Here is a 12826-nt window from a genome sequence, read left to right on the forward strand (position 1 = left end):
CGGCTACACCCACGTCCTGGGGCGGGCGCGGTTGGCCCGCTCCACCATTTCGATCCTGGTCTCGGCCCGGTCGGCCAACCGGGCGAGTACCCGGTAGGACTGTTCCAGGGCGAAGCGCAGTTCCCGCTCCACCGCAGGTCGTCCCAGGACCGTGGTGCCGCCGCCCTGCTGGGCGCCGGTCGAGCCCGCGGTGACCCAGCCGAGGGCGGCGCCGAGCAGTTCGACGGCCAGTTCCTCGCGGCGGCGGTCGTCCAGGCGCAGTGCGGTCAGCTGGTCGGAGCTGGCGCCGAGGTCGGCGGCGAGCGGGTCGGTGGCGGGCCGTTCGCGCAGCCGGGCGCGGACGGCCGCGATCCGGGCGGCGGTGTACTGGTTGGAGGTGGCCGGGACGGACTCCAGGACGCGGACGGCGCCGGTCCGGTCGTCCTCGGCGAGCCGGACCCGGGCGAGCCCGAAGGCGGCGCTGAGGTAGGCCGGGTCGGTGGTCCAGACGAGTCGGTAGAACTCGGCGGCGTCGCCGCCGTCGCCGAGGAGTTCGGCGCAGATGGCGAGGGCCAGCTTGGGGGCGGCCTCGCCGGGGAAGGCGTCGTAGACCGCGTCGAAGGCCTCGGCGGCGGCGCGCAGCCCGGCCTCGTCGGGCGAAGCCGGGCCGTCCGGGTCGTCCGGGCCGCCCGCGGCGCCGACCAGGGCGACCGAGCTGCCAGGGCCGTCCGGCCCGTTCGGTCCGTCCGGCCCGTGCGCGGCGCCGACCAGGGCGACCAGGCCGCGGTACCAGACGACCCGCCAGTCGTCCGGGTACTCCCGCTCCAGGGCGGCGAGGGCCTCCTCGGCGGCGTCGCGGCGGCCGAGTTCGAGGTGGGCGCGCAGTTCGCGCAGCCGCCGTTCGATGGAGAGGGCGGGCGCGCCGGCCAGGGCGGCGAGCGCCTCCTCGGGGTCGGTGGCGAGCAGGGTGGCGAGGAAGCCGGCGTTGGGGTCGCCGGGGTCGACGCGCGGGACGGGCAGTGCGAGGGCGGCGGCGGCCGGGTCGAGGGCGGTCACCAGGAGCTGTCCGGGCTGCTCGGTGGGCATGACCAACTCGGTGTCCACGACGCGTAGTTCGGGGCCGAAGAGGGTGGACAGGGCGGGCCGGGCCCGGCCGTCCTGGAGGGCGAGTATCTCGCGCAGCACGCCGGTGAGCTGGTCGGCCATCTCGTCGGCGGAGGAGAAGCGGCGGGCCGGGTCCGGGTCGGTGGCGCGGACCAGGAAGCGGTAGTACGACTCGTAGCGGGCGAAGACCTCGACGTCCTCGGGGCCGGGCAGGGTGTCCCGGTAGGTGGTGCTGTAGCCCTGGAAGTCGAAGGTGAGCACTGCGAGGGTGCGGGCCACGGTGTAGAGGTCGGAGGCGGGGGAGGGGCCGTGGGTGGCGATCTCGGGGGCCTGGTAGCCGACGGTGCCGTAGATCGGGCCGTCGTGGTCGAGGCGGCAGACGGCGCCCATGTCGATGATCTTGAGCGCGTCGCCGCTCTGGATCACGTTGTCGATCTTGAAGTCGCAGTAGATCAGGCCCCGGCTGTGTAGGTACCCGAGTGCGGGCAGTGCCTCCAGCGCGTACGCGATCGCCTGCTCGACGGGCAGCGGCTCGCGCCGGCCGTCCGGGGTGCGGCGGTCGTTGGCGATGTCCTTGAGCGACTTGCCGCCGACGTACTCCATCACGATGTAGCCGTCGGTGGAGCCGGAGCCCAGGTCCAGGTGCTCGGCGAAGTTGATGATCCGGACGATGTTCGGGTGGTCCACCTCGGCCAGGAAGCGGCGCTCGGCGACGGCCACGGCGAGCGCGTCCTCGTCCCCGGTGTCCAGCAGGCCCTTCAGGACCACCCACTTGTCGTTGACCCGCCGGTCGATCGCCAGGTAGATCCAGCCGAGGCCGCCGTGCGCCAGGCAGCCCACCACCTCGTACTGCCCGCCGACCAGGTCGCCGCGGCGCAGCTTGGGCGTGAACGAGTACGGCGTGCCGCACTTGGTGCAGAAGCCGTCCGGCCGGCCCGGCCGGCCGTTCTTCTCCCGGCCCACCGGGGTCTCGCACTTGGAGCAGAACCGCTTGCGCTCCGGGACCTCCGGGTTCTCCAGCACCGCCAGCGACGGGTCGGCCGTCTCGACGGTCGGCACCGTCACCAGGCCGGCGCCCAGCCGGTTGCGGGTGCCCGCGCTGACGCTGCCGCGGGTGCTGCGCACCGAGACCGAGCGGCTGCTGCCGGTGCGGGTCGAGCGGTGCGAGCGGGAGCGGCCGGACATCGAGCGGGCCGAGCCGGTGCGGGTCGAGCGGATCGAGCCGCTGCGCGCCGAGTCGGTGGAGACCCGGGAGGAGGGGACGTAGGGCTGGGTGACGCCGGTGTCGCCGCCGGGCGGGGTGAGGCCGCACTCGTCGCAGTAGCCGTCGGCGTCGATGGCGCCTGAACAGTCCCGGGGGCAGGGCGCGCCGGGGCCGGCGGCCGGCGGGGCGCCGGTGGCCGCCGTCGAAGCTGCCACGGTGCCGCCGCCCGCCGGGGCGAGCCCGCACTCGTCGCAGTAGCCGTCCGCGTCGATCCTGCCGTTGCCGGAGCACTCCGGCCGTACGCACGTCCCGCCCATCAACCTCAGCCCCCCTGGACCTGTCCGTCGACCGGCGTCTGGCCGGTCGTCTCCTGTGCGGCCTCGGCCTGCGCCGGCCGCAGCGACTGCTGGAAGCGGGCCACCGCGGCGGCCGCCGCCCGCAGGTCGCAGGGCGCGCTCCACAGCAGCCAGCGCGCCTTCTCGTACCGCTCGATCACTTCCGGGTCCTCGGAGACCCGCAGCCGGGCGGCCATCGCCTTGTAGGCGTCCAGCCGGCCGCGCAGTTCGGCGCGGACGGCCAGCGGCTGGGTCACCTCGGTGAGCGACTGCCGGGCCCGGGCCAGCTCCTTGGCGGCGGCGTCCTCCAGCGTGTCCAGCAGCGGCGCCAGCCGGCCCCACTGCCCGCCCTGGCGCAACTCCAGTGCCGTCACGATCCGTTCGCGCAGCGCCGAGGCCGGCCCGGGCACCGCCGGGACGTCGCTGGAGGCTATCTTCGCCAGCACCTCGCCGCGCGCCCGGCGGGCCTCGGCCAGGGTGGCGTCGGCCCGTTGGAGCAGGTCGCCGACGCCCTGGAGGCGCTCCTCGGCGTCGTCGCGCAGCCGCAGCAGGTTCTCCAGTTCCACCCGGACGCCGTCCAGCGCCCGCCCGGCCCGGTCGAACCGCTCGGTGTCCACCACCCCGGCGGGGGTGGCGAAGGCGCCGCCCTCCGGCACGGTGCCGCGCTGGGCGGGCACCCGGGCCGGGCGCCACAGCGCCAGCGGGTCCTCGCGCACCTCGGCGCGCAGCCCGGTGAGGTCGGCGTCCAGCCCGGCCAGGTCGTCGGCGAGCGGGTGGCCGCCGGCCCGCACGCCGAGCGAGGCGGCGAGGTTGCCCACCCGGTGGAGTTCGGCCAGCAGCAGGTCGATCCGGGCCGGCAGCGCCGACCAGACCGCGTCGGCGGCGCTGACCACCTCCAGCACGGTGGCGTACCAGGAGTTCATCCGGGTCATCAGCGCGTCCAGGCTGATCCGCTCGACCAGCCGGGCGGGCGCGCCGAGCAGTTGCGGGCCGTCCGGCAGCGCGCCGCCGGGGACGGTCACCGCGTCGCCGGTGAGCAGTTCGCTCAGCTCGGCGAGTTCGGGCGCGCCGGGCTTGGCCTTGCGGGCCCGTACCGCGCGCGCCGAGGCCAGTGCCTCCGCGTAGCGGTCGAACAGGGCCCAGAGCAGTGGCAGGCCCTTCCCGGCGACGGACCAGCGCTCCAGCGTGCGTCCGGTCAGTTCGGCGCCGTCGAGCAGCCGCAGGCCCGGATGGTCCTGGAGGGCGAGCAGCGCCGACTCGACCGCGTCCCGCTCCGCGCCGAGGCGCGCCAGCGCGCGGTCCACCTCCTCCCGGTTCAGTACCGGGCCAGCCGAAGCCGCCAACGCCGTGTCCTTCCTTCCTCGCGTGCGATCCCGACGTACCTGACGTGCGATCCCACGACAACCCCCGTGCCCACCACCGGTCTCCCCGTGGTGATCGTCCCGAACCCTAGCCGGTGGCCGTTCGGGCGGAGCGGGCGGTGGGCGTCAAGACCGCGTCAACGGCCTGCTGACGCGCGTGCGCCGCCCGGTGCGTCAGCGGGCCGGCCAGTACAGGCCGGGGTCCTTGGAGTTCTCGGGCAGGTAGGGCTGGACCCACCGCTCGAACGACTTCTGCCAGCCCTTGTCCTTGTCCGCGTAGTAGTCGGAGATCACCTGGTTGACCCGGGCGGTGAGGTCGGTGCTGTTCTGGCGCATCGCGACACCGATCGTCTCCGGCTGTTCGAAGCCGTCCACCACCTTCACCGTCTGGTCCTGCGCGGCCTGGCCGACCGCCAGTTCGTCGTCGGTCATGGTGGCGTCGACCTTGCCGAGCTGCATGCGGACCAGGCAGTCGAGCTGGTTGGTCACCAGGACGAGCTGCTTGGCGGTCTTCTTGGCGTTCAGCACGTCCTTGGCCACCGAGCCGTCCGCGGCGCAGACCGTCTTGCCGCCGATCGCCTCGTCGAGGTTCTTGACCGTGGACGACCGGGGCACCAGGACCCGCTGCTTGATATTGAAGTACGACCGGGAGAAGGCGACCTTCTTCAGGTTGGCGCAGCTGATCGTCATGGTGCGGACGATCAGGTCGACCTGGTTGCCCGTGAGGGCGTCGGCCCGGCCGGCGGTCGACACCGGCTTGAGCACCACCTTGGCCGGATTGCCCATGATGGCCACGCCGATCGTCCTCGCGAGGTCGATGTCGAAGCCTTCGAGCTCACCGGTGTTCGGGTTGCGGGCGCCCCAGCGGTAGCTGTTCTGGTCCACGCCGATGATCAGGGTGTCCTTGGCCTTGATGGCCTTCACCGCCGGGCCGTCCACGGTGCTCGGCGGCACGGTGCTGGTCAGGTCGCAGGACTCGGCCTCTTCCTGTCCGGCCTGTTCCTGCCCGGTCGACCGGACGGCCTGCGGTGCGCCCGTGGCGGCCGCGGCGCCGGACGGCCCGCCCCCGCCGAGCACGGCCGCGCCGGCGGCCAGCAGCGCCAGCACGGTGGCCGGCCTGGTGCCTGCGGTTCTCCTGCGCATGTGTCCGTTCCCCCTCTACCGGTACTCGGCCAGTCGGCGGCCCAGGCCGCGCAGCGCGGCGGCCGCGGCCACCACGCCGAGCAGCGCGGCCGCGAGGGCGGCGAGCCGGAGGTCGCCCTCGGTGTCCTTGGCGGAGCGCTTGAAGTGCTCCTGTTCGGTGGTGGCGGCCTGGTCGAGCGCCTTGTCGGTGGCCTTGAAGGCGCCGTCCGCGGTGTTCGCCTCGGCGGCCGGGTCCGCCGTCACGGTCGCCTGCAGTGCGCCCTGGTAGTCGGCCTGCTGGGTCTCCATGGCGTATGCCGCGTCGTGCCGGGTGCGCCACGTCTCGTACTGCCGGTCGGCCTCGCCGATCTGCTGCCGGGCGTCCGCGGGGGCCAGGTCGAGGGCCTGGCGCAGCGAGCCGGAGTGCTGCCCCATCGGGACGTTCGCGGGCTCGCCCCCGGCGAGCTGCTGGGTGATCGCCTTCCACTGGTCCGCGTACGCGGTGGTGGAGCCGCGGGCGACGAGGTTCAGGTTCTCCGCCAGCCGGGCGGAAAGCACCTGCACCCGGGCGGTGTTGAGCGCCCGCAGCGGCTGCGCGCCCTGCTTCCAGCTCTGCTGGAGCGCGGCGTTGGTGGTCAGGCCGGTGACGGCCAGCCAGAGCGCCCCGGCCAGGACGGCGGCGGTGGCCCCGAGCAGGCCGGGGTTGAACACCCGGTTGGTGCGGCGGAACAGCGTCACCTGCACCCAGACCAGCGCGCCGAGGGTGAGCACCCCCAGGCCGTACGCGGCCCACGGGCTGGACTTCGCCTCGGCGTAGTCCTTGTCCAGCTCGTCGTTCTCGATGGCGGTCAGCTCGGCGGCGCGCTGCAGCAGGGTGCCCTGCATCTGCTCGGAGGCGTACCGCAGGTAGGCGCCGCCGAGCGGCAGGCCCAGCCGGTTGTTCGCCCGCGCGGTCTCCACCAGGCCGGCGTAGACGGGGAGTTGATTGTTCAGCTCGGTGAGCTTCCGGTACGCGGGGGAGTCGATGGTGGTCTGCGCGGCGGCCTTGGTGATCAGGCCGGTGGCCGAGGCCAGATCGCCCTCGTAGTCGCGGCGCACGGCCTCCGTCTCCTCCCCGGCGAGCAGGAAGCGGGTGGCCGCGGTGGTGTCGGCGTGGGCCAGCAGGCGGTGGATGTCGGCCGCGTCCTTGCTCAGCGGCTGGCTGTGCTGGACCACCCGGTTGGCGGCCTCCGCCTTGGTCTCCAACTGCCAGGCGGTCAGCGCGCCGAAGGCCACGGTCAGCACCGCGAGCACCGCCCCGGCCAGCCGCAGCCGGCCCGGCGCCGTCCGGGTGGCGTTCGCCAGCCGGGCCCGCAGGCCGGACAGGCCGCGCGGCGCGGGCCCGGCCGACGGCCGCCGGGCGGGCGCGGCGCCGGGTCTGGACGCCGGGACGCCCCGGACGCCCGGCACGGCCGGTGCCGTGCCCGGCGGGCCGCTCGGCCGTGCCGGGACCACGGCGCCCGGTGCGCCGTTACCTACTGGTGTTGCCACCCGCCTCATCCTCCCCAGGGGCCGGGCCCGCTGTCCGGGGCCCGGCCGATGCCAGCAGTATGGCCGTGACTCCCCCTGGCCACACCCGAATTGCGCCGATCTTGAGCTTGCCCTGCACGTGCGGCGCACGCCTCCCGCGCGCCCCCGGGGCCCCGCTGCCCGGCGGCCGGCGGTGAACCGTCCGACGCGGGATGCACCCTATGCGGTTCCTCCGACAGGCCGGAGCGGCGAGGTCCGGTTGCGGCGGCGGCACGCGGCGAGTCGAGGACGGACCCCGGTCCGATCGCGGCGTCGGCGCGCAGGGAGTCGAGGCCGGACCCCGGGGCCGGCTGCGGGGGCGATCCCGCCGTGACGCCACCGTTCCCGGCGCGGTCGGTGCACCTGGTTTCGGCGGACACCCTCCGTACGATGGGCAGCATGCGCCTGCTTGGAACGATCACGCCCGACCGCCCGCTGCTCGTCGTCGCCGTGCGCGAGGAAGCCGCCCACCTCGACGACCGGCTGCCCGTCCTGCTCACCGGAATAGGGAAGATCAACGCCACCGCCGCGCTGGCCACCGTCCTCGCCCAGGGCGAGAAGCCGTCCGAGGTGATCAACCTCGGCACGGCCGGCGCGCTGCGCCCCGGCTGGGAGGGCACCCACCACGTCGTCCAGGTCATCCAGCACGACCTCGACACCCCGGCCCTGCTGGCGCTCACCGGCCGCAGCTACGGCGCCCCGTTGGTGGTCGGCAAGGGCGACGGCCCGGTGCTGGCCACCGGCGACCTCTTCGTCTCCGACCCGGCGGCCCGCGACCGGCTCGCCGAGCACGCCGACCTGGTCGACATGGAGGGCTACGCCGTCGCCGCCGTCGCCCACCGCTTCGGGGTGCCGGTGCGCCTGGTCAAGCACGTCAGCGACGAGGCCGGCGAGGGCGCGAGCCACACCTGGCGCGAGTCGGTCGACGCGTGCGCCCGCCACCTCGCCGACTGGGTCGTCGCGCAGGGCTGGTGACGGCGCGTCCCGAGGACGTGCGGCGCCGACCGGTGCGGGCGGGTGAGAGGGCGGCCGGCCTCCCTCTCGCCCGCCGCGTTCAGTCGCGGAACCTCGCCCGCCACGTTCAGCCGTGGAACCTCGTCCGCCGCGTTCAGTCGCGGAACGCCGAGAGGTCCAGCGCCGCCAGCCGCTCCGGATCGGTGAGCACCTCGATCGCCGCGATCGCGCCGTCCACCACGGTGAACGCCATGACCGACAGTGGCCGGCCGCCCTCGCCGATCGCCACCGCGCCCGCGGCGCCGTTGACCAGCGCCGGGCGGGCGAACGGCGACAGCCCGCCCCACAGCACCGGCTGGTCGGCCACCGCGGCCGCGCCCGTCAGCACCACCGGGTGCCGGGCCCGCACCGCGCCGCCGTCCGAGCGCAGCACCACGCCCGGGGCGAGCACGGCCACCAGCGCGCCCAGGTCGCCGGCGCGGGCGGCCGCGAAGAAGGCGTCCACGGCGGCCCGCTGACGGCCCGGGTCCGGGTCGGGCGCCGGCGCCTGGTCCTGAACCCGGCGGCGGGCCCGGTCGGCCAGCTGGCGGGTCGCGGCCGCCGTCCGCTCGATCAGCGGGGCGATCTCGGCGAACGGCACCGCGAACAGGTCGTGCAGTACGAAGGCGATCCGCTCGGCCGGGGCCAGCGACTCCAGCACCACCATCAGCGCCAGGCCCACCGAGTCCCCGAGCAGCACCTCCTGCCCGGGGTCGGCCACCCCCTCGCGCCGCAGCAGCGGGTCCGGGATGCGCGCCGGGCCCGGCTCACCCGCCTCGGCCTCCGGCGGCTCCTCGCGGCGCAGCTCCCGGCCGCGCAGCAGGTTGAGGCAGACCCGCGAGACCACCGTGGTCAGCCAGCCGGGGAGGTTCTGCACGTCGGAGGTGTCGGTGCGGTCGTAGCGCAGCCAGGCCTCGTGGACGGCCTCCTCGGCCTCGCTCACCGAGCCGAGCATCCGGTACGCCACGGCCCGCAGCCGGGGCCGCTGCGCCTCGAACAGTGCGGCCCGCTCGTCCGGAGGTAATTTCTCGTCCACCGTGTCACATTCCTTCGCCGCTGGGGGTCAGAGCAACAGGAGCCACCCAACAACGGCTGCGCCGTAGAGATCAACTCCCCACCCGGGGCGAGTCGGAGACGACGGGTGGCGGGGTGGGTGTCACCGCCGGGTTCTAGTCTGGCGGCCATGCCGACGACCCCGCTGCTCGACGCGATCCGCGCCAACCCCGCCGCCCTCGACTACCTGGCCTGGCCGGGCGACCTCAGCCTCGACCACTACCCGCACGTCGAGGAGGTGGTGCTCGCCTCCGGGGAGGCCCTGGAGCCGGTGGCCAAGGACGGCGCGGGCGGCACCTTCTTCCTGTGCGGGGAGGGCGGCGAGGAGCGTCCCGTCCTGTACGCCGACTCGGAGGGCGGCGCGGCGGTGCTGGCCGTCGGGCTGCCGGAGCTGGTCCGGCTGCTGCTGGCGGTGCCGTGGTGGCGGGACTGCCCGCGGCTGACGGTGGAGGAGAGCGCGGAGGCCGCCGAGGAGTATCTGGAGGACGAGCCCGGCCTGTACGCGGAGCGGGACGCGGCCGCCGCCGCGCTCGGCCTCGAAGTCCCGGGCGTGGCTGCGGCGTTGGCTCGGCTGCGGGAGGTCGCGCTCGGTCTCGGGCCCGCGTACGTGCTGCTCAACGCCGAGGAGGGCGGCGCCTACGAGCCCTTGTTCCGGGTCTGAGCGGGTGGTCGTGCCGGTGGTCGTGCGGGTGGTCGTGCGGCCTGGCGGCATCAGCTCTCCGGCCCCGGGCATACATGAGGGGTTGTCCGGCATCGGGTCGTGACGGCGGGAGACCGGCCCCGGATCCGACCGTGGGCGGCGCGAGGGAAGAGGCGATCGTGGGCGAACTGGACGGCAGGACGGCGCTGGTGACGGGCGGCTCGCGCGGGATCGGGCGGGCGGTGGCGCAGCGGCTCGCCGCCGACGGGGCACTGGTCGCGGTCCACTACGGCGGCAACGAGGCGGCCGCCGCGGAGACCGTGGAGCTGATCGCCAAGGCCGGCGGCCGGGCGTTCGCGGTGCGGGCCCGGTTCGGCAAGAGCGGTGCGCTGGACCAGCTGTTCGAGGGCCTCGCCGCCGGGCTGGCGGAGCACGGCGAGCAGGGTGGGGACGGCGAGGTCGGTGGGGACGGCGGGGCCGGCCTGGACATCCTGGTCAACAACGCGGGCATCCACCTGGCCGGGTCGATCGGGCAGCTCACGGAGGAGGAGTTCGACCGGTTGATGGCGATCAACGTGCGCACGCCGATCTTCGTGATCCAGCGGGCGATTCCGCTGCTGCGGGACGGCGGGCGGATCGTCAACGTGGCCTCGGCGGCCGCCCGGATCGGCTCCCCGGTCCAGATCGGCTACACCGTCAGCAAGACGGCGCTGGTGGCCCTCGCCGCACCGCTCGCCAACGAGCTCGGCCGGCGCGGGATCACCGTGAACACCGTCAACCCCGGGGTGATCCTGACCGACATGACGTCCCAGTGGACGGGCGTCCCCGAGGCGATGGCCGGGCTCGAATCGATCACCGCACTCGGCCGGATCGGCCAGCCGGAGGACGTCGCGGACGTGGTGGGCTTCCTGGCGGGCCCGCAGGGCCGCTGGGTGACCGGCCAGACCATCGACGCCTCCGGCGGCACCTACCTCGGCCCGATCCCGCCCGCGTGACCTGAGTAGGACCGACTCGGCCGGACAGGGCCGAGTGCCGAGAAGCCGACGGGGTGGCAGCCCTCAGCGCCGCCACCCCGTCGGCTTCTCGGCATTGAAGGTGGGGTTCATTGAGCCAAACCCCACCTTGGAGTGATGTTTTGAGATGGCGTCAGATCTCCGAAGGCGGCTGGAGGGCCAGGCCGATGGCGGACGCCCCGCGGAACGCGGGATTCCCCTAACTGGCCTGTCGATCAAGGGTGGTTCTAACCCCGAGAGCGTGTGCTTTTTGGACGTTCGCCGGACTCCGGGCATGCTCCGTGGCGGGTGCGGACAGACGTGTCGGGAGCGTTCTGGCGTCATCGGGGTAACAATCGAGTGAACCGGGGATTCGACACGTGGCAGAGGTCCGCACCGCTGAGGTTCAGACAGGGAGTTTCACGGAGGACGGTTTCCTGGTGCTGCCGGGCTTCCTCCCGGCCGGTCTCGTGGACCGCCTCGTTCCGGAGGTGGACAGATGGGTGGAGGAAGGGTGGCGTCAGCGGTCCATAGAGGCCAGTCTGCGTCCGGGGGCGCGCGCACCGGAGGTGATCGAACTGGACCTGCTGGCGCACGGTGAGCTCGCGGTGCTGCCGGCACTGCTGGACCTGCTCGGCCGCCCCGAGCTGCTCGGGCCGTCCTTCGTCTTCCACCACCTGCACAGCGACCGGCGGCCGGCCGGGGGAGCGGGCAAGAGCTGGCACCACGACTACGAGCAACGGCCCCAGCGCGACCGCCGCCTCCCCATGATCCACGCCCTGCACTACATCGGCGGGCTCCAGCCGGAGCTGGGTGGTCTGGCCGTCCTGCCCGGCTCGCACCGGGAGGTGGCCCAGAAGGACGCCCGGAGCCACCTGGGAACGGGTGTGCTGTCGGGGGAGACGGTCATCGACGAACTGCCGCCCGGGTCCACCGTCGTGCTCCATTCGGCGCTCTTCCACACGCGTAGGTCCGCCCCCGGGGCGGATCCGGGTACGGGGCCCCGTTACATGATCGACGGCTCGTACTGTCGTACCGGCACGCGGTGGCCCCCGGTCAAGCCGTACTGGCGGCAGGTGCTGGCGGTGGGGCGCGCCCGCGGCCTGGACGCGGGGTGGCCGGAGCTCTTCGCCGAGCGGCACTTCGGCGAGTACGAAGGAACGGAGAGGTCCGGCGGATGAGGATTCTGGGAGCGGTGCGATTCGACACGGTCATGCGCCGTTTCGCCCGTGAACACCCCTTCGACGGGGCTGACGAGGCCAACTCCAACGATGAGGCCGAGGGGCACATCCGCAATGCCCAGCTCGGGTCGGGCGGCCGTTGGCATCGCGTGCTGCTGGAGGGGCCCGAGGTACGCGGGGTGGTGCTCCCCTGGCACCTGGGCGAGGACGGTGCGGCCGAGCTCATCCCCAGGACCGGGCTGAGCGTGGCCGCGACGTCCGACCGGCTCGCCGCGCTGGGCGCCTCGTACGCCCGGTCCAACCCGCTGTGCGCGTACAAGCTCGCCCGGCAGAGCGCGGCCGACTGCCTTCCTCTCTACCTGAGCACCCGTCCGGCGCCCGGTCCCGACTACGAGTGCCTGACCGTCCGCGAAGGGCTGATCCATCTGGACGGGCTGCACCGGATGCTCGCCTGGGACCAGGCCGGGCGGCTGGCGCCCGGCAACTGGTTCGAGGCGTACGTGGCCGGGCTACCCGCGCCCGACGTACGGCATGGCGCTGGGCATGACCAGGACGGACTGGATGTTCACCCCGGGGGGCAGGTCGGCCATGGCCCGCACCGTGTCGACGACGTGCCGCACGTCCATGGTGGGTTCGACCCGCCGTGACCCGTCGGCCTGGAGGACCGCCGGCTGGGGGCCGTCCGGCGGGGTGACGTTCCCGATGTCGATCTGGCCGCAGGAGATGTCGTGGCGGCGGCCGTCCAGGGACAGCGAGCGCGTCATCCCGGCCACGGCGTGCTTGGCCGCGGTGAAGGCGATGGAGTCCGGCCGGGGTGCCTGTGCGGAAGGCGCCCCGTTGTTGATGATCCTTCCCCCGCACGGATCCTGACGCTTCATCACCCGGAAGGCGGCGCGCGAGCAGAGGAAGGTCCCCGTGGCGATGGAGTCCATCACCCGGTGCCAGTCCTCGACGGCCACGTCCTCGGTCGGGGTGTACGGCATCACGTCGGCCGCGTTGTTGAACAGCAGGTCCAGCCGGCCGAACCGCTCCACGACGGAGTCGAACAGGCCGTCCACGGCCGCCGGATCGGTGATGTCGACGGAAAGCGGGACCGCGCGGTCACGACCGGCGGAGTCGGCGAGCGCCACCGTCCCGTCCAACGGGCCCTTGCGGCGACCCACCAGCACCACCGTCCAGCCGTCCGCCAGCAGGCCCAGGGCGCACGCCCGCCCGATCCCGCTGCCCGCTCCGGTGACGACAGCCGTCCTCACAGCCATGCCCACGTCCCATCTTCTCCACGAATCCCGTCAATTCCACGCCTACGAAGGGCAG

The 12826-nt window shown here is 74.1% G+C and carries 10 protein-coding genes and 1 pseudogene; 5 read left to right on the forward strand and 6 right to left on the reverse strand.

The window, feature by feature from the left end; translation table 11 throughout:
* Positions 1-3 precede the first annotated feature (3 nt).
* The 4 genes from A6F73_RS22370 to A6F73_RS22385 form a co-directional block, all read right to left on the reverse strand.
* Positions 4-2604, reverse strand: a complete 2601-nt coding sequence (locus A6F73_RS22370) for a serine/threonine-protein kinase (protein WP_079135896.1) — start codon at positions 2602-2604, stop codon at positions 4-6.
* 5 nt (positions 2605-2609) lie between these two features.
* Complete coding sequence (locus A6F73_RS22375) at positions 2610-3965, reverse strand: hypothetical protein (RefSeq protein ID WP_063349413.1); 1356 nt, start codon at positions 3963-3965, stop codon at positions 2610-2612.
* Between the two features lie 192 nt (positions 3966-4157).
* Positions 4158-5126, reverse strand: coding sequence for a transporter substrate-binding domain-containing protein (locus tag A6F73_RS22380; RefSeq protein ID WP_079135897.1), 969 nt, complete (start codon positions 5124-5126; stop codon positions 4158-4160).
* A 15-nt stretch (positions 5127-5141) separates the two neighbouring features.
* Complete coding sequence (locus A6F73_RS22385; RefSeq protein WP_159398508.1) at positions 5142-6635, reverse strand: hypothetical protein; 1494 nt, start codon at positions 6633-6635, stop codon at positions 5142-5144.
* 417 nt (positions 6636-7052) lie between these two features.
* Between A6F73_RS22385 and A6F73_RS22390 the strand changes: the two genes are divergently transcribed.
* Positions 7053-7628 (forward strand): nucleosidase, encoded by a 576-nt coding sequence (locus tag A6F73_RS22390; RefSeq protein ID WP_244293463.1) that lies wholly within the window; start codon positions 7053-7055, stop codon positions 7626-7628.
* A gap of 133 nt (positions 7629-7761) precedes the next feature.
* Here the strand turns inward: A6F73_RS22390 and A6F73_RS22395 are convergent, their stop codons facing one another.
* Positions 7762-8682 (reverse strand): sigma factor, encoded by a 921-nt coding sequence (locus A6F73_RS22395; protein WP_244293464.1) that lies wholly within the window; start codon positions 8680-8682, stop codon positions 7762-7764.
* Between the two features lie 147 nt (positions 8683-8829).
* Between A6F73_RS22395 and A6F73_RS22400 the strand changes: the two genes are divergently transcribed.
* From A6F73_RS22400 to A6F73_RS39485, 4 genes and pseudogenes are all read left to right on the forward strand, one after another.
* Positions 8830-9360 carry a hypothetical protein gene (locus A6F73_RS22400; protein ID WP_063349417.1) on the forward strand — a complete coding sequence of 177 codons (531 nt, stop codon included), beginning with the start codon at positions 8830-8832 and terminating at the stop codon, positions 9358-9360.
* Positions 9361-9518: 158 nt separating this feature from the next.
* Positions 9519-10334, forward strand: coding sequence for an SDR family oxidoreductase (locus tag A6F73_RS22405; protein WP_063349418.1), 816 nt, complete (start codon positions 9519-9521; stop codon positions 10332-10334).
* 377 nt (positions 10335-10711) lie between these two features.
* Positions 10712-11512, forward strand: coding sequence for a phytanoyl-CoA dioxygenase family protein (locus A6F73_RS22410; RefSeq protein WP_063349419.1), 801 nt, complete (start codon positions 10712-10714; stop codon positions 11510-11512).
* 32 nt (positions 11513-11544) lie between these two features.
* Positions 11545-11985, forward strand: a pseudogene (locus A6F73_RS39485) (DUF6309 family protein); the annotation flags it as partial.
* Positions 11986-12021: 36 nt separating this feature from the next.
* On the opposite strand, the gene A6F73_RS22415 reads toward A6F73_RS39485, so the two are convergent.
* Positions 12022-12771: an SDR family oxidoreductase gene (locus A6F73_RS22415; protein ID WP_063351428.1), complete on the reverse strand. Its 750-nt coding sequence runs from the start codon at positions 12769-12771 to the stop codon at positions 12022-12024.
* Between the last annotated feature and the right edge of the window lie 55 nt (positions 12772-12826).

The organism is Streptomyces sp. MJM8645 (assembly GCF_001625365.1).
Classification (GTDB): domain Bacteria; phylum Actinomycetota; class Actinomycetes; order Streptomycetales; family Streptomycetaceae; genus Kitasatospora.

Coding starts and splice junctions, on each gene's coding strand:
- A6F73_RS22400 (WP_063349417.1), top strand. CDS start 8,830: ATGCCGACGACCCCGCTGCTCGACGCGATCCGCGCCAACCCCGCCGCC.
- A6F73_RS22370 (WP_079135896.1), bottom strand. CDS start 2,604: ATGGGCGGGACGTGCGTACGGCCGGAGTGCTCCGGCAACGGCAGGATC.
- A6F73_RS22380 (WP_079135897.1), bottom strand. CDS start 5,126: ATGCGCAGGAGAACCGCAGGCACCAGGCCGGCCACCGTGCTGGCGCTG.
- A6F73_RS22390 (WP_244293463.1), top strand. CDS start 7,053: ATGCGCCTGCTTGGAACGATCACGCCCGACCGCCCGCTGCTCGTCGTC.
- A6F73_RS22415 (WP_063351428.1), bottom strand. CDS start 12,771: ATGGCTGTGAGGACGGCTGTCGTCACCGGAGCGGGCAGCGGGATCGGG.